Genomic DNA, 24,932 nt, shown 5'->3' with positions numbered 1-24,932 from the left:
CGTCAGTCCGCGCGCCTGTCCACGACCCGGGCGGCCTTGCCGCTGAACCGCGGGAACGTGTCGGGCGGGACGGCCTCGAGACACAGTCTGACCCCGAGGCGCCGGTACAAGTCGTCAAAGAGCCCGGATTGGAGAGAATCGTCCGGGTGCTCGTACCGCACAGCGATCGTGTCGTGTGCGGCCTGCTTCCTGTCTACCTCGATGCGCCACTCCGCGCCTTGGCGCAACTGTCCGACCAGCACGTCTTCGATCACGCTCGGATAGACGAGGGCGCCGCGCACCTTGATGGCGTCGTCCACGCGCCCGACAAGGGCCGAAATCTGGGGCCAGCCCGACGAATCACGTTCTGCGGGCACCGATACCGCGAGATCCCTCGTTCGGTATCGAAGCAGTACCGTGCCTTCGCGGTAGGGCGTGCTCAGCGTGACTTCACCGACCTCACCGGCCGCAACGGGTTCATCCACGTCGGGATGAAGCAGTTCCACCACAAAGTACTCGGTGTTGATGTTCAGTCGACCGCCAAACGGCTTCGCCGGCGGTGCGAACGCCAGGATCGGTCCGCCGGTTTCGGTCGCCCCATACAACTCCTGCCAGTGAAAGCCACGCCCAAATGCGCGCGAGGTGCTCCGCTTCAGGGAGACGCTCGATCCCTCTCCGCCGAGCAGGCCCATCCTGAGGTCGAGCCGCTCTAGGTCATCTCCGGCACGGGCAGCCGTTTCGGCGAGTACACGCATATAGGAGGGGGTGGCCGAGATCAGTGTCACCGGCAACTCCCGAAGCCATTCGATGGCCTGAGCTGCCCCCGTCGGCCCGCAAGGCACGGTGGCGGCACCGCAGGAATGCGCCAGTTCATCGAGTGACGGAGCGCCGATCCAGAGCCCCCCGCCGTGCGTGTTCAGCAGGACATCGGTGTTCCCGATGCCGATGCATTTCGCCACCCAGCGGTACTGTTTCCGGATCGCCTGCCAGTCGCCTTCCGTGAAGCCGATCAACAGGCGCGAACCGGTGGTGCCGGATGTTGCTGATACCCGATACATCTGCGACAGCGGGCGGGCGGACAGCGGCAGCGGACCCAGGTCGGTCAGGTCGGACTTGCTGCAGCTGGGCAGCGCGCGCAGATCGAGAGATCTCGTATTGCGGTGGAGTTCGGCATACAGGGGAATCTCGCATCGTGCACGGTCGATCGCGTCCCTGAGTGCCGGTTCATGGTGGCCCAACTCCCCGATGCCGGGCGCACAGGGGTCAGGCACGCTCTGGCCCTTCCTCCCGGTTGCGACGCAGAAATTCGTCGCGGACGCTGAAGTAGTCCGCGGGCTCGACGCCGTAGCCTTCGTCCTTCATGCGGTGGTAGTCCTTGCCCAGCGCTACCGCCCTGACCCCCTTGCTGTTGTCGGGCTGATGGCCCACGGCCTGCCTTGGGGCCGGACCTTCCACCACGGTGTTGGAAAGGCGGCCGAGTTCGTCGATCTCGACCTCGACGACGTCGCCGACCGCCATCGGCCGCGAGTGCCACGGCGTGCCTGTCAGTACGATGTCGCCCGGCAGCAGCGTGATGTGGCGGCTCAGATCCGCGAGGAGATAGTCGATTCCCCAGATCATCTCGCTAACAGGACCTTCCTGGACGATTCGGCCGTTGAGATAGGTGCGAAGTCCTGAGTTCCGCAGGTCGACACCGCTCACGATTCCCGGGCCGATCGGGCAAAAGCCGTCCATGCCCTTGACCCGCAGCATGGAGCCGGCGTCAGTGCCGCGGAAATCATGCGCGCCGATGTCGTTGGCAGGGGTGAAGCCCGCGATGTGCTCCCAGACTTCCTCGCCGGACACGTTCTTCATCGGCCTCCCGACGATCGCAGCGATCTCTCCCTCGTAGTTGAGCCAGTGGCAACCAACCGGCCGCACGAGGTCACCGCGATGAACGTTGAGCGCGCTCACCGGTTTCGAGAAGTAGGTCGGGGTTTCGCCCTCGAGATCGCGCCCGAATTCGATGGCGCGCGACCGGTAGTTCAGGTGCACGCAAATGATCTTGCTGGGCTCACAAGGAGGCAAATAGACTGCCTCGTGTTCCGGTATCCGGCGACCGTCGGACAGCGCGAGCCTGTCTCCCTCCGGTTCGGACCACTGTGCTCGACCCTCGAGCAGCACGCGGCGTCGCTCCCGACGCGGACCATCGAGGACGTTCACGTCTCGCTCCCTGCGGGCCGCCCGTGGCCGTCCGCTTCCGGGCAGGGGATCGATGCAGCGGGCAGGCGGTCTTTTGGAGGCTCGTTCCCTTCCCGGACGAGGGAGCTGGACCTCTCGTGCCGTGCTCGGAAGACGGAGTGCTGATCAGACATTGCGGCAAGGTCCCTCCGGTGTCATTCGCGCGTCTCCCGTCAACCGACGGCCTGCTGGTTCCCTACATCGAAAACCACATGGACCTGGCCGGTGCCAATCGAATTCTCGTAGGCCGAGTACCGCTTGCCGCGGGCCTTACAGGCGCGTCCGCCGATGGCGCCCAGCAGCATCAGGTAGTGGGCGAAACGTCCTTCCGGCCCATGGCGACGGTACTCCGGGTAGAAATCGCAAACCGCAGCGTGGTCGCCGCGTTCCCAGCATTCCAGCACATGGCGGTCCGCGGCCTGCGCTTCAGGCGTGATGACGTTGCTTGGATCGTAGTCCTGATGATCGAAAAGGGCTTGCAACGGCCAGAATCTATGCGACAGGCCACCACTCCCGAGCAGGGCGACCCGGGCCGGCGTGCGCGCCACCGCGGCGGCAATGACTTCGCCGAAAGCGAGATAGTCGTCGAGCTCTGCGGTCTGACAGACGCCGGTGGACAGGATTCTCTCGTCACGGCGCATGTGATGGACGAGATTGATCGTGGGATAGTGATGAGGCAGCGTCGGCGTGGTGACGTTGGTCATCCTGATGCGCCGTTCCTTTGCCACGCACCGGATAGCCTCGGCAAGTTCCGGGGCGCCGGCGTAGTCGAAAGGAAGTTCGTGAATGACCCTGGGCACTTCTTCCGAGGTGTAGACGCCCTGGTGATGCCGGGCACCTGCAATGACGTGTTCGGTTGTGGTGAACCAGTGGGTATCGAAGACCACCCAGCAATCGACCGCCTTGGCCTCGAAGTGCGTTTTCAGGCGCCGGTACCCCTCGACCAAGGTCGTGTCCCGTCCCCTGCCTCCGAGTCTCCGCCGGACGTCCTCCTCCAGCATGACGGTGGGGACGTGACCGACCACCGCTGCGCTTACGATCTCACCCACGCTACGGGCTCCCGAAGCTTTCCTTTTGCATGACTACATTCTTGACGTCGCAAAAGAAATCGAAACTCCAACGTCCGCCCTCGCGACCGATCCCCGAGATCCTCGCGCCACCGAACGGGGCGGCTAGGTCGCGAACGAAAAAGCAGTTGACCCACACGGTGCCCGCGACAATGGCGGCGGCCATCCGCTTGGCCTTGGCCTGGTCCGACGTGTAGACCATGGCGGCGAGCCCGTAACGTGTGGCATTGGCGAGCAAAAGCGCCTCTTCCTCGTCATCGAACACGTTCCAGGTAAGCACGGGACCGAACACCTCTTCCTGGAAGATCTCGTCGTCGGGTGCAACGTCGACCAGGAGGGTCGGCTCGTAGTAGAGCTCGGCGAAAGCATGCGGACGCCCCCCGAACACCGGCCGAGCGCCGTTTGCCGAGGCGCGCTCCACGTAACCGTGCACTCGCGCAAGCTGCTGCGAATGGATCAGCGGGCCGACGCGGGTTGCCCGCGACCGAGGGTCACCGACGGGCAGCTTCGCCGTCGCAACCTGCACCTTGCGGAGCAGTGGCTCGGCGATGCTCCGTTCCACGAGCACGCGGGTTCCGGCGAGGCATACCTGTCCGGCATTGATGTACTGGTGGGCGATGGTTCGCGCGGCTGCATCGGCGTCGGCATCCGCAAACACGATGAACGGCGACTTGCCGCCAAGCTCGAAGCTGACCGGCGTCAACGACGCGGCCGCGGCCTGGCCGATCCGGCGAGCCGTTTCGGGTGAGCCCGTAAAGCTGATGCGGTCGATGTCCGGGTGCGCCGCCAGGGAAGCGCCGGCTTCGCCGCCAGTGCCCTGCACAACGTTCAGCACGCCGGGAGGCAGACCGGCCTCACTTGCCAGATCGGCCAGCAGTGAGCAGGTGAGCGGAGCCCATTCCGGCGGTTTGAGTACCACGGTGTTGCCGGCCGCCAGGGCCGGACCCACCTTCCATGTGCTCAGCATTAACGGCGCGTTCCAGGGCGTGATCAGCGCCGCCACCCCGGCGGGTTCGTAGCGAACGTGGTTGTCGACGGTGTCGCCGGTGATGACCTCGCCGTCGATCTGCGACGCAAGTTCGGCGAAAAACGCAATGTTGTGCGCGGACCTCGCCACGATGTTCTTCTCGTTTCCGATGAGCAGGGATCCATTGTCGTGGGTTTCGACAATGGCAAGGTCTTGCGTGTGATGGCGAATCCGCGTCGCCAGGCGTTCCAGGATCGGTCTGCGGCCTGTCGGTCCTAGGGCTGCCCATTCCGGGAACGCGTTTCGCGCCGCCCGGACCGCCGCGTCCACTTCGCCTGCAGAGGCTGCGCAGATCTCGCCAAGCGGCTGCTGGTCAATGGGCGAGAGCAGTTCGAACGTGTCGGACGAAGCAATTCGCTGCCCGCCAATCCAGTGCCGTGTGTCGACATCGACGGAGGCGATACGAAGGTGCCTCGACATCTGTCTAGGGGGCGGCGTCCAGGTGCGACCAGAATGCCGGGACTTGGGCCCACTCGCGTTCGTTCTGGGCGCCCAGGTGGGCCAGCGCATAGGCGCGCGCGGCGGAAGCGAGGTAGTAGCGCTCGTACAGTTCCATGCGCCCCCCGAGCGCGGAACCGGCAAAATCCCAGGCTGTCCGGAACAGGCGGCTTCGTGCTTCCGGGTCAATGTCGCCGGCACCCGGCAGGTAGCGGTCGAGCCAGGGGCGGAGGTCGGGATGGTCGAGTCCCGCTCTTGAAGGCGTCGCCAGCAGATTGTGTGACGCGATGCGCTTGATGACCTCGTTCACCCGGGGCATCCACGCCGGCAGGGTCGGGCGAAGCGCCCGGAAGGGCGCTTCGCTGCAGAACCACGTGCCGTCCGCGAATTCATGTGCGTCGGCTTCTGCCGCTCGTACTGCGGACCGGGTGAGTTCGGCGTAGCTCCAGATCTCCCCCAGCATCTGCATTACGTCCGGCCGGCGGCTTTGGCCGATCGCGTCCGCCATGCGACAGCAGAGCTCATAGGCAAATTCCAGCTTTACCATCGCCCGTATGCAGGTCTGCTGCATGATGTTGCCCACCCACCCCCGGGCCATCACGGCGTTGTAGGTCGCGGGATCGCCGTCCAGGAAGATGCGGTCTCGCGGTACTTCGACGTCGTCGAACACGACGAAAGCGTCCTGCTCGTCGAAACGGGACGAGAAGGGTTTGTCGAAGGGGTCGGCATCGAGCCCATAATGATCGCGGCAAATGATCTTGAGACCTGGGCTGGACAATGGAATCGAGAACACCAGTGCCACGTCGTCACGATCCTTCGGGATAGGCTGGCCCGGATAGACCGCCAGCTCGTCAGCGAACGGTCCGAGCGTGGCCAGGATCCGGGCTCCCCGGACGACGATTCCCTCGCTGGTTTCAGACACCTTCCTGAGGGCCACTTCTCCGTTGACGCCGTCGTACGGAGGGAGTCGCCCGTCCACGGTGGGGTGAATGATCGTGTGGGTCAGTGCTAGGTCCTTCTCGGCGACGTGGCGCTGAAACGCGACCAGGTTCTCCGCACCCTGTGCATTGCCGTTTGCAGACCAGACACTTGGCTGACCAGCGAAGCCCGCAAACGTAAGGTTCACGTAGTCCGGTGTGCGTCCCAGCATCCCCATGCTGTAACGCGCCAGTTGTTCCAGGCCAGTGTGGCGACGGAGCAGATCGTCGGCGCTTCGCGGAATGAGATGGCTGATGCCGGTGGGCTGTTTCGACACCGGATCGGCAAAGATGCAATCCCCCGCGTGCAGGTGCTGCCAATCGAAGAATCCGGATACGCCTCGAACCGAGCCCACGAACGCCGGGTGCTCGGTCACGTCCTGCACCCGTTCTCCGCCCAGCCAGACCTCGCGGCCGTCGGCGCGCAGGCCACTGACATATTCGGCACCGGTTCTTGTCGTCATCCTGCAATCTAGTTTGATATCAAATCATGTGACCCTAAGTCGCCGGGCTATTAGTGTCAATTCGGGAAACCGTGTTTTCGCCTGACGACCGGCCGGTCGGGAGAATGACGATGGCCCTCAGATTGACCGCCCAACGGGTGACCCTGATTTCGCTCGGCGTGGACGACATCGAACGATCCAGCGCCTTCTACGAAGCACTTGGTTGGCAGGCAGCGGAGACGTTGCCGGAGGTGAGATTTTATCGGTTAAAGGGCTTGATGCTTGGCCTGATCGGAATGGACGCGCTGGCAGCGGATCAGGGACGACCCGGAATCCGACTCGGCACCGGAGCCATGACGCTCGCGCAGAATTACCCATCACCTGACGAGGTGGACGGAGCGTTTGCTGCCGCCGTGGCGGCGGGGGCCGTCGTCCTGAAGGAGCCGGAGAATGCCTACTGGGGTGGCTATTCCGGCTATTTTGCCGATCCGGATGGACACGTCTGGGAGGTTGCGTACAACCCCTTCTGGCCGCTCGACGCAGAAGGGTACCTCGCGGAGGCGGACGGCTAGGCCGTGAACGGCGCGCCGCCGTAAGGAAACCCTGGCGCAGGGTCTCCGGCGTCACCCGTTCGCGGCGATCTTGCGCGTCGCAAAGTGCGAGATCCATAGAGCTTGGCGATCAACTCACGAAAACTTGTTGGTCGTTGTGCAATCCAAGAGAAAACGATGGGATCCGCGTCTGCCACGCACAGTCCGCGGGCAAACTCGAGAACGTCGTGATCGCGTTCCCGTCCACGCATGCACGATGCGGGTGAATCAGCGAAGTCGTGTTGATGCCGGGCGCCGAGATCGGCGCGGTATCGGCTGGTGGGATCAGAAGCTGGCCGATAGACTCCGGGAAACTACTGGCGTTCCGCTGATTGACGGATTGTCGGAGGGAGTGTCTCGGTGACGACTGAACCCAGTGCAGATCACGGGCTGTCGCCCGCCGGGGAACTGCATTACCTCACAGCCGCCGAGCTCCTTGTCCGGTACAGGCGCAAGACTCTGTCCCCCGTCGAGGTGGCCGAAGCGGTTCTGGCCCGCGTTGATGCCCTGAACCCACAACTGAATTGCTTCGTCGTCGTCGATGCCGAGCGAACCCTGCGAGACGCCCGTGCCTCGGAATCACGCTGGCAGCGGGACGCCCCGCTCGGGTCGCTGGATGGCGTGCCGGTATCGGTCAAGGATCTGCTGTTGACCGAGGGCTGGCCCACGCGCAAGGGGTCCCTCACGGTGCCGGCCGACGGGTCCTGGGACGACGATGCGCCAGCCGTGGCGCGCCTGCGGGAGAACGGCGCGGTGCTCCTTGGCAAGACGTCGACACCGGAATACGGACACAAGGGCACCACGTCGAGCATTCTCTGCGGCGTGACGCGGAATCCTTGGGACCCCGACCTCACGCCCGGTGGATCGTCCGGAGGAGCCGGCGCCGCCGTTGCCGGCGGGATGGGCCCGCTGGCCCTCGGCACGGACGGCGGGGGGTCGGTGCGCATTCCCTCCAGCTTCACGGGTCTCTTTGGCCACAAGCCGTCCTTCGGCCGGGTTCCGGCGTGGCCGCTGTCGCTATTCGGCACGGTGGCGAACGTGGGTCCCATGGCGCGCACCGTGACGGACGGCGCGCTCCTGTTCGAAGTGATCAACCGACCGGATCATCGCGATTTTCACGCGCTGCCTCCCGACGATACGGATTACCGCGCGGCTGCGTTGGCCGGAGTCAAGGGCCTTCGGGTCGCCTACACTCCCGATTTCGGGATGCTGCACGCGATCGACGGGCAGGAACTCGATCCGGCCGTCGTGAGGGCGACGCGCGATGCCGCCGCCGCGCTGCGCGAAGCGGGTGCGGACGTGCAGGAGGTCTCGCTTGAATGGCCCCGCGATCCATCACGCATATTCCGGCTAGTCTGGATCATGGGGGCGGCGCGCCTGGCCGACGACCTGAGCGCCAGCGACTACGAGCTCCTCGATCCCAACCTGCAGTCGTTCTGCGAAGCCGGCCGGAAATGCGGTCTTGGCGAGTACTACGAGGCGCAGGAGGGGCGGGAGGTCCTCTGGACCTGGCTGACCGAGCAATTCCGCGCCGGACCGTTTGACGTGCTGCTCGGTCCGACCATGCCGGTGCTGCCGTTCAAGGCCGAGCAAAATTTCCCGGACGGATGGGAGCGGAACCCGCTCGCGTGGGTGCCCTTTACGCCCATCTTCAATTTGACCCGCCACCCCGCGGCATCCGTGAACGCGGCCTTCTTCGAGGGACTGCCGGTCGGCGTGCAGCTGGTTGGCCCTTGGTACCGTGACCAGGTCGTGTTTCAGGCGGCGGGGGCGCTGGAACGGGAACTCGGGCTGGTCGGCCGCCGCCCCCCGCTCTGAGGCAGCCTGATCAGTCGCCGGTCACCCGGACGACCGTGCGACCGGTGACACCGCCCTTCAGGATGGTCGTAAGCGACGCCTGAAGGTCGTCGAACCCGATTTCGGTGGTGATCGAACTCAGGTCCGACGGCCGAAGTTCTCCTGCCATCCGGGTCCACAGGGGGCCGCGTTCGGCCATCGGGCACATCACCGAGTCGATTCCGAGAAGTGAGACGCCTCGGAGGATGAACGGAAAGACGGTCGACTGAAGCCCCGGCCCGCCCGTCAGGCCGGTGGACGCGCATACCCCGCGGTACGCCATGGTGGAAAGGGTCCACGCCAGGATCCGTCCGCCGACTTGGTCGATCGCTCCTGCCCACCGGGCCCTGCCGATAGGACGCGGTTCTTCGCTGACTTCTTCCCGGCTCAAAATGGTTTCCGCCCCAAGCCCGGTCAGGAATGTTGCGGCGTTGGTCTTGCCGGTGGCGGCGGCAACGCGGTACCCGAGGTTTGCCAGCATGGCGACCGCCATGCTCCCCACGCCGCCCGAGGCGCCGGTTACCAGAACCTCGCCGTTGTCAGGGGCAAGTCCGTTTCGCTCCATCTGCTGCACGGCCAGCGCAGCGGTGAATCCCGCAGTACCGAACGTCATGCAATCGCGAAGACTAAGGCCATCCGGGCGGTGGAACAGCCAGTCGCCGGGCACGCAGCACAGTTCGGCGAAACCACCGTCGTGGTTGACGCCGAAGTCGAAGCCGGTACAGACCACCTGGTCTCCTTCGCGGAACCGATCGTCTCGCGATGCCGCGACTACGCCGGACATGTCCACTCCGGGCACGCGAGGCCAGGCACGGACCACGCCCCCCTTCGGAAGGGTTGCCAGCCCGTCCTTGTAGTTCACGCAACTCCACGCGATCCGCACGACCACCTCGCCGTCTTGTGGTTCGGGGACTTGGCGCTCTTCGTATCCCAGTTGGGTAGCGTCGTCCTCTTTGCGCACTACGAAGGCGCGGTAGGTCTGGGTCATGGTGGATCCTTGTGTAGAAGCGCGAGATGGAACGCGCGCCGAAGCAATACTCTGGTTTGGGCAGTGGCGACTGATCGCACGCCGGTGGATACCCGAATCCGGCGCAACTTATATCGCCAACCGATCGGTCAGCCACCCCATTGCCTCCGCCCGGACTCCGAAGCTGTCGCGAAGCGACGGTCACCGACTTCCGTCTCACGGCAAGCGGGCCCGGCAGGGTCGAGCGGGAAGCGCCGGAACAACGCCGGCCGGGAGAGTCACCCGACGGCAGCTTGCGGCCGGCTCTCGCGGAGTCGGTGAGCAAGTTCGAAGACATGGGGGTCGTCGATGTCCAGGCGGCGGAGCGCGGATTCCAGCTGCCGAAGATAGTCGAGATTGGTACCGCTGGGGCCGGCCGCACGGGAGATCTGGTCGATCATCTCGTCAACGGGCGCAGGACCGAGGAACGCATGGTTGTCGACGGGAGCGATGTAGACGATCCCGGCACTGCTCCCGCCCAAGCGAAACTCGAGCTGCACGCTGTGCCTCCGGTAGCCGTTTTTCTCGCGATGATCGAGCCCTTCAAACGTGGCCTTGGCCACTGCTTCCCCCACCCGGTAGGCGACACCTTCGCAGCTGGCGCCGGCTTCCGGGACCAGCGTCACGACGCGTCCCGGCGCATGGGGGAGCCCGCGGTGATCGTGCGAGCCTTGCCAGAAGCGCCGGGTCCAGCCCCGGACACGCGCCACGCGGCGCTCCTGGTACGGAATGCCAGGCCGCCAGATCAGCGACCCGTACCCGAAGACCCACACGTTGCCCCCGCCCCTAGTTCCGTTCACGGTCGAGGTCACAATCGCACTGGCTGCGTTGCGGCGGACCAGTGGCGGACGGAGGACTTCAGCCACCGTCAAGCAGGTACTTGGCCCCCACAAGCAGTGACCACCGCTCGATGTCGCTGATTCGCGTGTAACTGGTCAGACCGGGGACCTTGTGCTCGGAGTACCCGTGCGAGCCGTCGATATCGCCGACCCGGTTGTAGCTCAACTTCAGGCCAATGAGGATCCCGCGTCCGAGGTCGACATCCAAACCGGCATGAACGTGCCCGGACGGCACGGTTTCCGATAGATCAATGTGCTGCAGGCCGTCGTACTGACCAGGGTTGTCGCATGGCACCCCGGGACTGCAGCGGTACCGGCCCTCGTAATGGATCCCCGAGAGTTCCGCCCACGACATGCCCACCCCGGCGCCGAGATACGGTGTGATGCCGTAGGCCAGCGGGAAATCTCGGTAGACGTTGACGGACAGGGACCGGACTGTCAGATCATCGGTTGAGGCGTTCGACATGGATTCATAGGCGCTATCCGTCGCCGGAACGAGCGGAGAGCCATCCAGGTAAGTGATACCGGTGAAGGCCTGTGCAACGGCGCTTCGACGCTGCATCAGTCCGACCTCGATACGCGTGTCACCGAAGAAGCGGCCGACAGCCAGCTCAACCGCCGTACCAGAAGCGGCGTGAAGGTCGTAGAACCATCGGTAGCCCGTAGGCCTGCCACCCGTGAGATGTCCGCAGTCGTCATCCGGATAGCAGGTGTCGTCCCGGTTCCGGCCGGCCTGCTTCAGGTCGGAGGATGCGCTTGCACCGGCAGCAAGCGATACGTACCAGCCGGCCCCGCCCGGCCCGCTGATGTCACCCTCGTCGGCAGCGGCATCCTGGCCAGCCACTGCGACCGAGCAGACGCCGAGACCCAGCACGGCAACTGCCCTTGTTACACCCGCCCGGAATCGTCGCATCCGATTATCTCCTGTTCGCCTCAATTGGCGGTGCCGTCCTGATCGACCGGGCGCACTGGGGCACACCTGGAACCGCGAAAGACTACAGGCTCTGGTGCTGCGGTGCCGTCTCGCGACAGGCTCGTGCTGCGACTCCTGCCCGCACCACGGCACAACAACGCGTCCACGGGGAACCTCCTGCTCGTAGCCTGGCTTGCCGACACCTGGGCCATCCACGGGCATGCCGGAACCCGGGCGAAGACCGGGCAGCCCGATGCTGCCGAGCACCTGCGCCGGCAGGGTTTGTCTCCCGTTCCGATCGCCTGCGGTTGACCCGGCCCGGTTCGCGCCCTTCGCGGGCGTCCCCTAGTATCTCCGCACTGGTCGCACCGACGGGTTGCGGCGGATGATCCTTGGGGGGTTTGAGGGATGGCCAAAGGCAACGGGGAATCGGGGTACCGGAGCCACGTCTGGTTCGGTGGCGACGAGATGATGAACTTCGCGCACCGGTCGTGGATGAAGAACCAGGGATTTGCGGCCGAGAATTTCGACGGCCGGCCCGTGATCGGTATCTGCAACACGGCCAGCGAGGTGACACCCTGCAACGCGCACCTTGACCGCGTGGCCGAGGCGGTGAAACGCGGGGTCTGGAAGGCCGGCGGCTTCCCGCTGGAATTCCCGGTGATGAGCCTGGGTGAGCCGGTTATGCGGCCGACGACCATGCTGTACCGCAACCTCACCAGCATCGACGTCGAGGAATCCATCCGCGCCAATCCATTCGACGGGGTGGTCCTCTTGTGCGGCTGTGACAAGACCACGCCCGCCACCATCATGGGGGCGTCGTCGGTCGACATCCCCACGCTGGTGGTGACAGGTGGGCCCATGCTGAACGGCAAGTATCGCGGTCGCGACATCGGCTCGGGAACCGACGTCTGGCGCCTGACCGACGACCTCCGGGCAGGGGTGATCACGCTGGAGGACTATCAGGAAGCCGAGGCCTGCATGTCCCGCAGCGCAGGCCACTGCATGACGATGGGGACTGCCTCCACGATGGCGAGCGTGTCCGAGGCGCTGGGACTGCAGCTGCCCGGTTCGGCGGCCATTCCCGCCGTCGATTCGCGCCGATACGCGCTGTCCGAGCGCGCCGGAATGCAGATCGTTCAGAACGTCGAGGCAGGCCTCAAGCTGTCGGATGTGCTTGACCGAAAGGCCTTCGAGAACGCCATCAAGGTGAACGCCGCGATCGGCGGGTCGACCAACGCGATCGTGCATTTGCTGGCGATCGCCGGCCGGATCGGGGTGCAGCTTCGCCTGCAGGACTTCGACGACCTCATCCGCGAAGTGCCCTTCATCGTGAATCTGCAGCCGTCCGGTGAATACCTGATGGAAGACTTCTTCTACGCGGGCGGGTTGCCCGTCGTCATGAAGGAAATTCTTCCGCACCTGCACGGCGACGCCATCACCGTCACCGGGCGCACCGTGGCCGAGAACGTGGGCAGCGCCAAGAACTGGAATGAGGACGTCATTCGTCCGTCGGCGAAGCCCATCAATGTAGGGGCGGGCACGGCGATCTTGCGGGGGAATCTGGCTCCGGACGGTGCGGTGATCAAAATTTCCGCAGCGGATGCCGGCCTCATGCAGCACCGAGGCAGGGCGGTTGTCTTCGAATCGGTAGAAGACCTGCATGCGCGTCTGGATCAGCCGGACCTGGACATCGACGAGACCTGCGTCATGGTCCTGAAGGGCGCCGGCCCGAAGGGCTATCCCGGTATGCCGGAGGTCGGCAACCTGCCGCTTCCCAAGAAGGTCCTCGAGCGGGGCATCCGCGACATGGTGCGGATCTCTGATGCCCGCATGTCCGGGACGTGCTTCGGCACCGTCGTGCTGCACGTCGCGCCCGAAGCTGCCGTCGGAGGGCCGCTCGCGCTGGTCCGAGACGGCGACATGATTGAGCTTGATGTTGCTCGCCGACGCTTGCACCTCGACGTGGACGACGGCGAACTTCGCCGGCGCCGAGAAGCATGGCAGGCACCGCCGCCCGCTTCCGAGCGGGGCTGGGTAAACCTCTATACCGAACGGGTCCTGCAGGCGAACGAAGGCGCTGATCTCGACTTCCTGCGTGGCAGCAGCGGGTCGGGCGTTCCGCGGCCTTCACACTGAATCGAGTCTGTGCACGTCATCCTGTATCCCGATTCGGTGGCCCAGGACGGGTTGGCGATCGAGCGGGACGAAGCGGCCGACCTCGCGGAGGTAGTGGTCTTCCCGGGACGATTCCGTAGCGATGTTCCTGAAGCGGACTGGGCTCGGGCCGATGCCCTGGTAACCGGCCTCCACATGCCTATCGACGAAGAGATCATCGATGGGCTGGGGCAGTGCCGCATCATCACCCGGCTCGGTGTCGGCTATGACTTGATCGACACGCGCGCCGCCGGTCGCCGCGGAATCATGGTGTGCAACGTTCCGGACTACGGGACCACCGAGGTTGCAGACCATGCCATGGCGCTGATCCTGACCTTTGCGCGCGGCATCGTGCAGTTCCATGAGCGGTTCCTCCGGACGGAGGATCCGATCTGGGACTACTCGGCGTCGCCCACGGTCACCCGGCTCACCGGCAAGCGTCTGGGCGTAATTGGCCTGGGCCGGATCGGAACCGCGGCGGCGATGCGGGCCAAGGGTTTCGGGCTGCACGTGGCTGCGTACGATCCGTACATCCCGGATGGCCAGGAGTTGGCATTGGGTGTGGAGCGGTTCCACGACCTGCAAGCGATGCTCGGGACCTGTGACTTTCTCACCGTTCACTGTCTTGCGAATGCAGAGACCGCCAATCTGATCGATCGCGCGGCTGTCGCGGCGATGAAACCGGGCGCAATTCTCGTGAACACGGCCCGCGGCGCGATCGTCGACCTGGATGCGGTCCAATGGGGACTCGAAACGGGACATCTTGGGGCGGCTGGCCTCGACGTGTTTCCGGAAGAACCGCCGCCGGCCGATCACCCGTTGATGCGGGCTTGGCGGGCACGCGAGGAGTGGATCCGAGACCGGCTGGTGATTACCCCGCACGCCGCTTTCTACAGCGCGGCAGGCTTCGATTTTCTTCGGCGCAAGGCGCTGCGGACATGCCTCGACTATTTGGAAGACGGCAGGCTGAGCAACTGTGTCAATGGGCAGTATGTGGCGGATGGGTAGGCGCCACCGCGCCCCGTCGGAGGATCGAGCGCGTGGAGGGCCTACGCTCGCCTGCGCCTGCGCGGCTGCGTGGCTGGCGGCGGAATCGCTCGTTGGAGGGGTAGCGGCGGAACAGAAGTCCGACCCAGCCGGTGAGCCCTGCCCGTCGCTGGAAGACACGATCGCCCGCGCGGCCGAGCAATGGCCGGAGTCTCCCCACTATGTCCTGGAGGATCAAATCGGCCGGTCGTTTATCGCGGGCTACAACCGGGTTCGGACGGGCGGAGAGGAGCTGCTGGCCGATACGGTCGTGGTCTTTCCGATGCTCAAGTTCGACACCTGGTATGTGCTGGCAGGGCTGGACGGGTGCTTCGTCTTCTGGACGGAACTCGCGCCGGACCTGATGCAAAAGCTGATGGACAACGGTCCACGCGGACCGGTCGACCCGAGCGACGAGGAATTCTGAGCGATTGCCCTGTCGGTGGTCGGCGGAAGGCTCGCCGCGGGTTAGTTGCGGTCCCGACGCCGTTATGTTCCGCGGAGCCGGCCAGACCGGTGCCGGTATCTGACGCAGGGCCTAGAACTGGAGTGCAGTCATGAGATGGATGGTTGTCGCCGTTGCGGCGTTTACCGCCGTGCCGTCTGTGGCCGAGGAGGTGACGCTCCGTGGGGTGAGCGCGTTCGCGCTCGGCACGACGTTCTCGCGGCCCTTCGAAGCATTTGTCGATTGGGTGAACGCGAACGGCGAAGGCACGATCCAGATCGATCTGCGGGGTGGGCCTGAGACCATGTCTCCGTTCGAGGTCGGCAATGCGGTCTCTACCGGCGTGGTGGACATCGCCAACAACACGAGCGCCTTCTACACGGGACTGGTGCCTGCGGGTGACGCGCTGCATCTCGCCACGAACACGATTCAGGATCAGCGCGCCAACGGATGCTTCGAGCAGATCGACGCCATCCATCGAGAGCAGATGAACGTCAAGTACCTGGCGCGCACCGGCGATCACATCGCATTCCATCTGTACCTCACGAAACCCATCGACAAACCGGACCTGCGCGGTCTGACGATCCGCACCACTCCCGTGTACCGGGCCATGTTCGAAGCGCTCGGAGCGACGCTGGTCCGCACGGCGCCGGGAGAGGTCTATACCGCCCTCGAGCGCGACGCGATCGATGGCTACGGATGGCCTGTCCAAGGCGTGCTCGACCTCGGCTGGGAAGAGCAAACGACGTACCGCGTCGATCCGGGCTTCTATCAGGTGGACGTGAACTTCCTGGTCAATTTGGACACCTGGGACGCCCTCGACGAAGTGCAGCGGACCGTCTTGGAGCGAGGTGCCGCATGGATAGAGGCGGCGAATGCCGACAACATCCTGCTCAACGCGGCGGAGGTCCGGAAGCAGGCAGAAGCGGGCATTGAGACCATCATGTTTGACGACAGCGACACGAAGCACTGGCTCGAGGTGGCGCAGGCGGAAGGCTGGGCGGCCGTGGCGGAAGTCGACCCGGGAATCGCTGCGGCGCTCAAGGCCTGTCTACTGAACTGAACGGCCTGCCGGAACCTCCGGGACCGTCGGTCTGGGGCGAGTGAAGGGCGTGCTTGAACGGGTGTTCGACGCGGTGCTGCGAACGCTGGCCCGGCTGGCGGCCGCGGTATTCGCTTGTGTGGCGGTGTTGATCCCCATCGACCTGGTCCTGCGCAACGCGTTCGATGCGTCGATTTACGGGCTGCTCGATGCGATCGAGTACGGACTGCTGGCAGCGACCTTCCTGGCAGCGCCCTGGGTGCTATCGATCAATGCCCACGTCTCCGTGGATCTGTTGGTGGCTGCCCTTGCAGGTAGGCCTCGCCAGCTCGCCGACACGCTCGCCAACCTGGTGGGTGCAGGCACGGCCGCGGTCTTCCTTTGGTTCGCCGTTGTCGCCGCGGCGCAGTCGATCGAACGCGGGACGATGATCCGGACGGCGTTCGTCATTCCCGAGTGGTGGGTCCTTGCGCTGGCGCCAGTGTCAATGGGGCTCATTCTCATTGAATTCGCCCGCCGGCTTCTGCGCGGTGGCGGTGCCAACGTCAGGACCGGGCTGTAGTGGACTGGGTACTCCCGCTCACGCTGATGTTGGGTGGCCTCGGCGCCCTGCTGATGCTGGGCGTGCCCGTGGCGTTCGCCTTCCTTGCGGTGACGGTGGCAGGCGCGTGGGAGATTCTGGGGGGAGAGCAGGGGCTGGTGCAGCTTGCCCGAAGCGCCGCCCAGAGTATTGCCAACTTCCAGCTCGCGCCGATCCCGCTGTTCATCCTGATGGGGGAACTGCTGTTCCAGACCGGTGTCGCTCGCAGGGCGATCGATGCGATCGAGCGCGTGGTTGCACGAGTTCCCGGGCGCTTGTCCGTGGTCACCGTCTTCGGCGGGACGATCTTCGCCGCCCTTTCAGGATCCACCATTGCGAACACCGCCATGCTGGGTTCGACGCTGCTCCCCAGGATGTTGTCCAAGGGATACCACTCCTCAATGGCGATGGGACCGATCATGGCTTCGGGTGCGATCGCCATGCTGATTCCGCCCTCGGCCCTGGCGGTCTTGGTGGGCAGTCTGGCCGGAATCTCGATCGCTGGCCTCATGCTTGCTGGCGTGGTGCCAGCGCTGCTGCTGGCGGCGCTCTTCGTCACCTACATTGTGGTTCGCTGCACCGTATCGCCTACGCTCGCGCCGCCGGATGACGGCGATACCATGACTGCCGGCAGCCGTTGGCGACCGTTCCTCGTCTACGTCGCCCCGCTGTCGCTGGTGTTTGTCGCCGTGATCGGGAGCCTGCTGGCGGGGTGGGCAACGCCGACCGAAAGCGCAGCGCTCGGTTGCGTGGCGGCGCTGGTCGCGAGCGCGGCCTACGGATCGCTTACGCGGGAGCGGCTGGGCCATGCGCTGATGGAAACGGTCAAGCTGTCGGCGATGATCCTGTTCATCATTGCCGCAAGCCAGACCTTCAGCCAGGTGTTGAGCTTCTCCGGAGCCACTTCCGGTTTGATCCAGACGATCGAGCGTTACCACCTTTCGGAGATCGAGGTGCTGCTTGGCATCGTCGTGCTTCTTCTGTTCCTCGGCTGCTTCATCGATCAGGTCTCGATGCTGATGGTGACCGTGCCCATCTTCGTGCCGTTGTCGGCTGAGGCCGGAATCGATCCGCTGATCCTGGGCGTCGTCTACCTGCTGACGATGGAGATCGCGTTGCTGACGCCGCCCTTCGGGTTACTCCTCTTCGTGATGCGCGGCGTGGCTCCCGAGGGGTTCGACATGCGGCAGGTGTACGCCGCGGTGGGCCCGTTCGTGGTCATCAAGCTGCTGGTGCTCGCGCTGCTCCTGTGGCAGCCAGGCGTGGGCACGTGGCTGCCTGGACAGGTGACGCGGTAGCCGGTCGGTCTGGCCTCCGCAGGGTCCGCTAGGGCGAGGCCGGTGCGACGGATGCGAACGCTTCAAGCTCGGCATCGAACGCGTGTCCGTGTTCGTCCTGCAAGGCTGCTTCGCGCAACCGGCGCAGCACATCAGCCGCGTCGCCGCGGTCCTTCAGCAGGGGCAATGCCCGCAGCACGGCGTCGAACTTGGACTCGCCGCGCACCCGGGTATCGGAATACCCCTTGATCAGTCTCCGGCAGGCGAGGACCTCGGCAGCGAGCGCCCGGTCATCGGATGCCGTGGTCAATGCCAGGTCTATCCAGGCGTCGAGATGCTCCGTCTCGATCCGGTGGCGGTAGGTGCCGCGCCGCCAGCGCTTCAGGCCTGCAACAACGTAGAGCAGGGCAAACCAGAACAGGCCGCTTGTCCGAACCTTTCGTCCCTTGTTGATCCGCCGATCGAGCCACCGGGCTAGCGGGGGCCGGGCTTCGATCCAGGCACCCAGCGGTGCCGGCAGGGTTCCACATGCCTCCTCGACCCGCGGATGCATGAACTCGGTGATATGGGCAACGTCACTGGCTCCCAGTTGCATGTCCTCCCGCACGCGGGTGAAACGTGCCCGGCGGGTCTTCAGGTCTGCCACCCGGATGACATCGTCGTAGACCATCGCATTGGCGAGGTACTTGGCGGCGGTGACTGACAGGACGAAGGCCCCGTCGTCACGCGACACGAACCGGTCGAGATGGTCCAGATACTCCTTGCCGTACGACAGGTCCTGGAAATCGACCACGTGCCGGAGACCGGTATCCGCCATCTGCCGTACGGGTCCGGGCAGCGCCGACACGCGGGCCTCAAGCGCGTTCCATCCCGCCACCAGGTGATTCGGGCCCCGCGGCGGCATTCGCCCCATTTCCGTTGCCTGATCGGTTGGCTCGTTGTCCGCTAGGGCCGCTTCGAATGCCCGGACGCTCGCTTCGACGCCGCGGCCGGAGTCCTGAACCACGCCAACAAAGCTCTGCTGCGGAAATGGCAGCACGTCGGCTCGCGCCAGCGCCCCGAAGAGACTGGCGGAAATGACGGAGCCGGCCTCTACCGCCATGCGCTGGAAATCGGCGGCGATGACGCGCTTGGCCGACCTTTCCATTGCAGCGAAGACCCGGTCCTCAGGTGCCTGCCCGTCGCCCGGCACTACCTTTTCCGAAACGGCATGAATCCGGTGCGTGGACGCGATCAACGTCGTGCGGTCGGGCGTCACGAACCCCCGGAGCACTGCGCGCCCGGCTTCCATCAGCTCGGCGGCAATCAAGACATCGACATCGCCGGCTGCCGGGGCGAGCGCGAATACCGGGGCCTGCTCCCCCGACGGACACATTTCGAGGTAGTAGATCGTGGCGCCGGTGCGTTGGGCCACCCCCGCAACGGCGGTCGACTGCACCCGCCATCCGTTGGCCTCAGCCAGCGCAACGATCCAGCCCGTGAGCACGCCTCCGCCCTGTCCGCCAACAGCGAGGATCGCGATCTTGACGATGTCGGAATTGCTCATCCTCGCTCCTTGAAGACAAGCCGGCGCCGGTCACGCCATTGCTGAAGGGCACCGATGAAGACATCGGAGACCCGGGACAGGAAACGGTCCCTCGGTCTGGGGTTGTGGACGACGTCGACCCGGTGGAACGAAGGGCACAGCACCGCCGCGTCCGCGACTTCGCCACAATTGCCGCAGCCGACGCAGCTTTCGTCGATGTAGGCCACAGGGTCATCGCGCAGAGGGTCGTCCAAACTCTTCACGGAAAGCGACGGGCAGCCCGACAAGCGCATGCAGGCGTGGTCGCCCGTGCAGACGTCCTCGTCCACCCCAAACCGCGGAACGACCACCCGTTTCCCTTCCTTGATGGCGGTGTTCCTTTGCGGCCGTTCCCTCCGCTGTTTGTTCAGCATGCACTCTGAGGAGGCAATGATGACTTTCGGGCCCTTTTCCTCCGTCGTTAGCGCATCGGTCAGCAGGTCCTTCAACCGCTTCACGTCGTACGTCCGGTCGACTTCCTTGACCCACCGCACGCCCAGTCCGCGGATTGCGTCCGCAATCGAATGATGGGTTGACTTCGAAGCCCTGTCCGCCCGGGAAGAGAGGACATCCTGGCCGCCGGTCGCGGCGGAATAGAAGTTGTCCACCACGACGATCACGTTGTCGCTCTCGTTGTAGACCGCGTTCCCGATGGAGGATGTCAGGCCGTTGTGCCAAAGTCCGCCGTCGCCGATGAAGCTGATAGACCGCCGCGCCCCCTTTGCGCTCAGCGCGGCGGCGGAGGCAGGTCCGAGGCCGTAGCCCATCGTGGTCGAGCCAATTTCAAAGGGAGGCAGAATTGAGAACAGGTGGCAGCCGATGTCGCCGGCGATGTGGTGCGGGCCGAGGCTTTCTTCGACGAGCTTGGTCGCGGCGAAAATGGGACGTTCCGGGCATCCAGTGCAGAACCCGGGCGGACGGATGGGGACAGCAGACGAGAGACCCTCGTCATCCGAATCTTCCGCATGGCCGTTGGTCGGGCGATGAGCTTCGGGAAGAAGGCCATTCCCGTATTCCCGGAGAAACCGGGTCACTCCGTCCATCAGCACGGTCCCGGTGTACTCGCCGGCCATGGGAAGGGTGCCTTTTCCCACCAACGTGCTGGAACCCTGATGCCGGTAGAGGAGGGCACCGATGGCCTCCTCGATATAGGCGGGCTGTCCCTCCTCCACGACCAGGACTGCCCGTTTGCCGGAGCAAAATTCAAGAACTTCCGTGTCTACCAGCGGATAGGTCACGTTGAGCACGTAGAGTGGGATTTCGCTCTTGCCGTACGCGTCGGCGAGGTCCAGCCGCTGCAGCGCCCGGATGACGCCGTTGTACATGCCTCCCTGCAGGATGATCCCGACTTCCCCTTCACCGCCAAAACACTCGTTCAGTCGCTGCTCCTCAATGAAGCGAGCTGCCGCTGGCATGCGCTCGGCCACCTTCTCGATTTCGTGCTGGTACGTGAATGGTGGGAGCGTGATGCGTTCGGTGCGGCGCTGCGGATCCTCCAGCGCCTCGCGCACGGTGAGGGGAGGACGTTGGTTGTCGCCTGCCTGGAACGCTCCGTAGACGTGGCAAGCGCGGATCCGGACCTGCAGGATCACCGGCGTATTGGACGCCTCAGACAGCTCGAAACCTCTTTGCACGGTTCGTACGATGGACGGCAGATTGGGCCGCGGATCGAGAAGCCACAGCTGGGACTTCGTGGCGAAGGCGTGGGTGCGCTCCTGCATGATCGAAGAGCCCTCGCCGTAATCCTCGCCGAGGATGACCATCGCGCCACCCATGACGCCGCCCGATGACAGGTTCGCCAACGCGTCTGCCGCTACGTTGGCCCCAACCGGCCCTTTGAACGTGACGGCACCGCGAATCGGGTAATTGACCGAAGCCGCCAGCATGGCGGCGGCGGCAGATTCCGAGGCGTTGGCTTCGAAATGGACTCCGAGCTCGTCGAGAATGTCTTCCGCGTCCGAAAGCACGTCGATGAGGTGCGAGACTGGCGCCCCCTGGTAGCCGCCGACGTAGCCGACCCCGCATTCCAGCAGGGCCTTGGTGATCGCCAGAATTCCCTCACCACGGAATTCCTGTCCGGCGCCGATCCGGAGATCCTGTACTTCCTTCGCGAACGAGCGCTCGGCCATCGAACCGGATCCTCACTCCCAGACGTCTCATAGAATTATGCACCATTGCCTCCTGCAGCTGGGTGTCTGCGAGGGATTTGATAGCGGCGAACCCACTGAGACTCGGTCTGGACGACAGCCCCGTGCTTAGTCCAATCGGCACTGGGTCCCCAAGGTACGTGCGTTGCGTTCGAGCGAGCAATACAGGACATGATTCCGGTACGTTGCTTGGTCGCTGGTCACGAGCGATCATGCGAAGCAGGTCAAGGAATTCCCAATAGCTCCAGTTCCAACCCACAAGGAATGATGTCCAAGACTGCCACAAGGACTAACGTTGGCAGCGCAATATCAACACGTTGAAGGGGCTCGGGGGGCGGGAAGTATCTTCGGCGGGCTGTCAAATATGTGGATAGGTGATCTCGTTCAAGTGATGCTATTGTCATTCAGTACATTCTTTGGCCGGGGTTCGCGCACGATCGGGCTTCGGCTCGATTTCCAGATCCCGTACTGGGAAAGAAACCTTGTTGAGGTACAGATACATGGCTTGGAAGCGCGCGCCCTTGATTAGCCGCATGGCCGCGGCCTTACTGCCCATGCTGCTCATGCTCTCGACCGCCGACGCTGCGCAGGCGCAGGCAGATGACCCTGAGGTGGAGATCGAGGAGGTCGTGGTGGTCGGGACCCGGGCGCTGCCCCGGTCGGTCGAGGATTCCCCGGTTCCAGTGGATACGATTGCCAGCGAGGATTTCGAGAGGCAAGGCGGCAGTGACATGTCCAACCTGATTCGGACGTTGGTGCCTTCCTTCCATGTCAGCGATAACCCCTCGCGGGATTTGGCGGCGTTGTTGCGACCGGTCCAGTTACGCGGTTTGGCTCCCGACCACACGCTCGTGCTAATGAACAATAAGCGCCGGCACCGCGGTTCAGTGATCCAGTGGATTTCAAATGGCGCTTCGAACGGGTCTCAGGGACCGGATATCTCAGCTATTCCTGCAATCGCCATTAAGCGAATGGAGGTACTACGCGACGGGGCGGCAGCACAGTACGGCTCCGACGCTATCGCTGGGGTGTTGAACTTCGTACTGAAGGACGCCTCGGAAGGTGTCGCAGTTGAGGCTAAGCATGGGTTCTACACGGCAGATTCCGCCGAGGACCTGACGACGGTAGCTACGAACATTGGCCTGCCGCTTTCCGGCACAGGTTTCGCCAATTTGAGCTTCGAGTACTCGCAATCGGCGCCGACAGACCGTAGCGTGCAGCATGGAGACGCGACTGCGTTGATAGGGTTAGGCATCCCGAATGTCGCGGTTCCAGCCAAGCCTTGGGGCTCGCCCGACGTCAGCGGTGTCAAGGCCGTGGGGAACTTTGGCATCGATCTTGACGAGAGTCGTTCGCTCTACGCGTTCGGCAACTTCGCGCGGCGAAGGGTGGAGACCCCGTTCTTTTATCGCAGCCCGATGAACCGCAACGGGGTCTACAAGACATCTGCGAACATCTACTTGGTTGGCGGCGAAGGCTGCCAGGCGAAGTACGACGTCCCGTCGACCGCCGAGAACCTGCTGGCTTTCCGAGAAGCCATACGTGCCGACGACGCATGTTTCTCGTTCGTTGAACCCTATCCGGAAGGGTTCACTCCAATCTTCGGCGCCGTGATGACCGACTACTCGGCGGTTGCCGGCATAAAGGGCGTCCTGGCGAACGGATTGCTCTACGACGTGTCAGGCAGTGTCGGTCAAAACAACATGGATGGCTTCCTGAACAACACGATGAATCCGTCCTTCGGACCCGACGCCCAGTTACGGGATTTCGAAGTCGGTGAATACACGCAGTCAGAAACTAACTTCAATGTCGACCTCGCCTATCCGGTTGACGTCGGTCTCGCATCCGACCTCAATGTCGCGGGCGGCATTGAATGGCGTGAGGAAGAGTTCGAAATCACGACCGGCGAGCAGGCATCGTGGGAGATCGGGCCCTACCAGCAATACGGGTTCGGTACCGGCTCAAACGGTTTCGGTGGATTCAATCCAACGGCCTCAGGTACTTGGGATCGATCCAACATCGCCACTTATCTTGACTTGGAAGTGGAGCCGACGGAGAACTGGCTAATCGGTGGTGCGGTGCGTTGGGAAGAGTTCGACAGTTTCGGCAGCACCACCAACGTCAAGCTGGCTACAGGTGTGTGGCTAACCGACGCCTTCGCATTGCGCGGGTCCGTCGGCACCGGGTTCCGGGCACCAACGCCGGGCCAGTCAAATGCCCGCAATGTAGCGACCGTGGTTAATGCGCAAACCAACGAGTTTGAGGAGCGTGGCACCATTGGTTCTACCCACCCCGTGGCCATGGCACTGGGTGGCCGGGAACTTAAACCGGAGGAGAGCGAGAACTTATCACTCGGGGCGGTGCTCGCGTTGGGTAACGGCCTAAGCTTGACGGTTGACTATTTCCGCATCGACGTCGATGACCGGATCGCCCTGTCACGTACTTTCGATGTTTCGGAAGAGACAAAGGCGGAGTTGGTGGCCGCAGGCATACCGGAAGCCAGGAACTTCACCTCGGTTCGCTACTTCACCAACGACTTCGACACCCGGACGCAAGGGGTAGATGTCGTGCTCACGTACGGGTGGGAGACCGATCTAGGCAGCACCGATCTGCAACTTTCGTTCAATCACACCGAGACGGAAGTGCTCGGCTACCGGGAAGGGTCGACGATTGCTGATGAAGATGACATCGATAACCTGGAACGCGGCGTGCCAGAGATGCGCGTGAACCTGACGTTGACCCACAGCATGGATCAGTGGGACTTTCTCGGAAGGTACAGCTACTACGGTGACTGGTACGACGACCATAGCGCGGCCGATTTCGACGGCTACGGACTGCTGGACGCTCAGGCGACGTACAACTTCTTGAGCGGCCTCGCCCTCACCGTGGGGGCCGAAAACGTGCTGGACGAATATCCTGATTTGACTATCAATTATGGTAATGGCCGCAAGTACCCGCGCTACGCGCCGGGGGGATACAACGGTGCGCTGGTTTACGCCAAGCTCAGTTACGCGATGTAAGCGCTGGGGAGACCATGGGACAATTCTGCGATTGTCATGATAGGCGTGTGCCCGCGCCTCTTCGCACCTATTGCACTAAGCGCCATTCACGTTGGGGAGGGCCTAGCCCCTGTCCAACGCAAGGAGGGAGCATCAGATAGTCATCCTTATGCGCGTGTACCAGGTTCGGCCCGACAGGCCGGAAGAGCTGTCGGGATTGTAGAGAATCCCCCAACCCAACACACCATTCAGCAAGTCCAAGCAAGAAGGGTTGCTGATTCGGTTCGGATGTCGATCCGGACAGGGAGACCGCTCACGGGACGTTGACCTGCCCTCGCTCAAGGGCGCGCACTTCTGCTA

The 24,932-nt window shown here is 64.0% G+C and carries 19 protein-coding genes; 9 read left to right on the top strand and 10 right to left on the bottom strand.

Annotated elements, in window-relative coordinates:
- Positions 1–2: 2 nt before the first annotated feature.
- From OXH60_09100 to OXH60_09080, 5 genes are all read right to left on the bottom strand, one after another.
- A complete protein-coding gene (locus OXH60_09100) occupies positions 3–1,250 on the bottom strand; it encodes an AMP-binding protein (GenBank protein ID MDE0712278.1) in 1,248 nt (415 codons plus the stop codon).
- On the bottom strand, positions 1,243–2,181 hold the full coding sequence (locus OXH60_09095) for a fumarylacetoacetate hydrolase family protein (protein ID MDE0712277.1): 939 nt from the start codon (positions 2,179–2,181) through the stop codon (positions 1,243–1,245). Before OXH60_09095 ends, OXH60_09100 begins: the two co-directional genes overlap by 8 nt.
- 191 nt (positions 2,182–2,372) lie before the next feature.
- Positions 2,373–3,248, bottom strand: coding sequence for a hypothetical protein (locus tag OXH60_09090; protein ID MDE0712276.1), 876 nt, complete (start codon positions 3,246–3,248; stop codon positions 2,373–2,375).
- A gap of 1 nt (position 3,249) precedes the next feature.
- Entirely contained in the window at positions 3,250–4,713 is a 1,464-nt protein-coding gene (locus tag OXH60_09085; GenBank protein ID MDE0712275.1) for an aldehyde dehydrogenase, read from the bottom strand.
- Positions 4,714–4,717: 4 nt separating this feature from the next.
- The gene (locus OXH60_09080) at positions 4,718–6,172 is read right to left on the bottom strand and encodes a hypothetical protein (protein MDE0712274.1); all 1,455 of its coding nucleotides are present in this window, start codon (positions 6,170–6,172) and stop codon (positions 4,718–4,720) included.
- Between the two features lie 110 nt (positions 6,173–6,282).
- Between OXH60_09080 and OXH60_09075 the strand changes: the two genes are divergently transcribed.
- Positions 6,283–6,723, top strand: a complete 441-nt coding sequence (locus OXH60_09075; GenBank protein ID MDE0712273.1) for a VOC family protein — start codon at positions 6,283–6,285, stop codon at positions 6,721–6,723.
- A 378-nt stretch (positions 6,724–7,101) separates the two neighbouring features.
- On the top strand, positions 7,102–8,559 hold the full coding sequence (locus tag OXH60_09070) for an amidase (GenBank protein MDE0712272.1): 1,458 nt from the start codon (positions 7,102–7,104) through the stop codon (positions 8,557–8,559).
- A 10-nt stretch (positions 8,560–8,569) separates the two neighbouring features.
- Here OXH60_09070 and OXH60_09065 read toward each other — a convergent pair whose 3' ends face one another.
- The 3 genes from OXH60_09065 to OXH60_09055 form a co-directional block, all read right to left on the bottom strand.
- Positions 8,570–9,565, bottom strand: a complete 996-nt coding sequence (locus OXH60_09065; protein ID MDE0712271.1) for an oxidoreductase — start codon at positions 9,563–9,565, stop codon at positions 8,570–8,572.
- A 257-nt stretch (positions 9,566–9,822) separates the two neighbouring features.
- Positions 9,823–10,383 carry a gamma-glutamylcyclotransferase gene (locus OXH60_09060; GenBank protein ID MDE0712270.1) on the bottom strand — a complete coding sequence of 187 codons (561 nt, stop codon included), beginning with the start codon at positions 10,381–10,383 and terminating at the stop codon, positions 9,823–9,825.
- Positions 10,384–10,441: 58 nt separating this feature from the next.
- Positions 10,442–11,335, bottom strand: a complete 894-nt coding sequence (locus OXH60_09055; protein ID MDE0712269.1) for a hypothetical protein — start codon at positions 11,333–11,335, stop codon at positions 10,442–10,444.
- Between the two features lie 408 nt (positions 11,336–11,743).
- On the opposite strand from OXH60_09055, the gene OXH60_09050 reads away from it, so the two are divergent.
- The 6 genes from OXH60_09050 to OXH60_09025 all read left to right on the top strand — a co-directional run bounded on the left by OXH60_09050 (position 11,744) and on the right by OXH60_09025 (position 17,883).
- A complete protein-coding gene (locus OXH60_09050) occupies positions 11,744–13,474 on the top strand; it encodes a dihydroxy-acid dehydratase (protein MDE0712268.1) in 1,731 nt (576 codons plus the stop codon).
- A 9-nt stretch (positions 13,475–13,483) separates the two neighbouring features.
- Positions 13,484–14,500, top strand: a complete 1,017-nt coding sequence (locus OXH60_09045; protein ID MDE0712267.1) for a C-terminal binding protein — start codon at positions 13,484–13,486, stop codon at positions 14,498–14,500.
- Positions 14,493–14,945: a hypothetical protein gene (locus OXH60_09040; GenBank protein MDE0712266.1), complete on the top strand. Its 453-nt coding sequence runs from the start codon at positions 14,493–14,495 to the stop codon at positions 14,943–14,945. The genes OXH60_09045 and OXH60_09040 overlap by 8 nt, the downstream gene beginning before the upstream one ends.
- 130 nt (positions 14,946–15,075) lie before the next feature.
- Positions 15,076–16,026: a TRAP transporter substrate-binding protein DctP gene (gene dctP / locus OXH60_09035; GenBank protein ID MDE0712265.1), complete on the top strand. Its 951-nt coding sequence runs from the start codon at positions 15,076–15,078 to the stop codon at positions 16,024–16,026.
- 40 nt (positions 16,027–16,066) lie between these two features.
- A complete protein-coding gene (locus OXH60_09030) occupies positions 16,067–16,567 on the top strand; it encodes a TRAP transporter small permease (protein ID MDE0712264.1) in 501 nt (166 codons plus the stop codon).
- Positions 16,567–17,883 carry a TRAP transporter large permease gene (locus OXH60_09025; protein MDE0712263.1) on the top strand — a complete coding sequence of 439 codons (1,317 nt, stop codon included), beginning with the start codon at positions 16,567–16,569 and terminating at the stop codon, positions 17,881–17,883. The genes OXH60_09030 and OXH60_09025 overlap by 1 nt, the downstream gene beginning before the upstream one ends.
- 28 nt (positions 17,884–17,911) lie before the next feature.
- On the opposite strand, the gene OXH60_09020 is transcribed toward OXH60_09025, so the two are convergent.
- Both OXH60_09020 and OXH60_09015 read right to left on the bottom strand, forming a co-directional pair.
- Entirely contained in the window at positions 17,912–19,408 is a 1,497-nt protein-coding gene (locus OXH60_09020; protein ID MDE0712262.1) for an indolepyruvate oxidoreductase subunit beta family protein, read from the bottom strand.
- Entirely contained in the window at positions 19,405–21,555 is a 2,151-nt protein-coding gene (locus OXH60_09015; protein MDE0712261.1) for an indolepyruvate ferredoxin oxidoreductase subunit alpha, read from the bottom strand. Before OXH60_09015 ends, OXH60_09020 begins: the two co-directional genes overlap by 4 nt.
- Positions 21,556–22,073: 518 nt before the next feature.
- Here OXH60_09015 and OXH60_09010 point away from each other — a divergent pair.
- Complete coding sequence (locus tag OXH60_09010; GenBank protein MDE0712260.1) at positions 22,074–24,593, top strand: TonB-dependent receptor; 2,520 nt, start codon at positions 22,074–22,076, stop codon at positions 24,591–24,593.
- The last annotated feature ends 339 nt before the right edge of the window (positions 24,594–24,932 follow it).

This window comes from Rhodospirillales bacterium (assembly GCA_028824295.1).
In the GTDB taxonomy this organism is placed as follows: Bacteria; Pseudomonadota; Alphaproteobacteria; order TMED109; family TMED109; genus VXPW01.
Note: the sequence above shows the minus strand (reverse complement) of the source record. Positions and strands in the feature narration are given on the sequence as shown.

Bases quoted from the DNA above. Each gene is read 5' to 3' on its own strand.
- OXH60_09050 (MDE0712268.1), top strand. From the start codon at position 11,744: ATGGCCAAAGGCAACGGGGAATCGGGGTACCGGAGCCACGTCTGGTTC.
- OXH60_09015 (MDE0712261.1), bottom strand. From the start codon at position 21,555: ATGGCCGAGCGCTCGTTCGCGAAGGAAGTACAGGATCTCCGGATCGGC.
- OXH60_09075 (MDE0712273.1), top strand. From the start codon at position 6,283: ATGGCCCTCAGATTGACCGCCCAACGGGTGACCCTGATTTCGCTCGGC.
- OXH60_09040 (MDE0712266.1), top strand. From the start codon at position 14,493: ATGGGTAGGCGCCACCGCGCCCCGTCGGAGGATCGAGCGCGTGGAGGG.
- OXH60_09010 (MDE0712260.1), top strand. From the start codon at position 22,074: ATGGCTTGGAAGCGCGCGCCCTTGATTAGCCGCATGGCCGCGGCCTTA.
- OXH60_09085 (MDE0712275.1), bottom strand. From the start codon at position 4,713: ATGTCGAGGCACCTTCGTATCGCCTCCGTCGATGTCGACACACGGCAC.
- dctP (MDE0712265.1), top strand. From the start codon at position 15,076: ATGAGATGGATGGTTGTCGCCGTTGCGGCGTTTACCGCCGTGCCGTCT.
- OXH60_09020 (MDE0712262.1), bottom strand. From the start codon at position 19,408: ATGAGCAATTCCGACATCGTCAAGATCGCGATCCTCGCTGTTGGCGGA.
- OXH60_09055 (MDE0712269.1), bottom strand. From the start codon at position 11,335: ATGCGACGATTCCGGGCGGGTGTAACAAGGGCAGTTGCCGTGCTGGGT.
- OXH60_09065 (MDE0712271.1), bottom strand. From the start codon at position 9,565: ATGACCCAGACCTACCGCGCCTTCGTAGTGCGCAAAGAGGACGACGCT.
- OXH60_09080 (MDE0712274.1), bottom strand. From the start codon at position 6,172: ATGACGACAAGAACCGGTGCCGAATATGTCAGTGGCCTGCGCGCCGAC.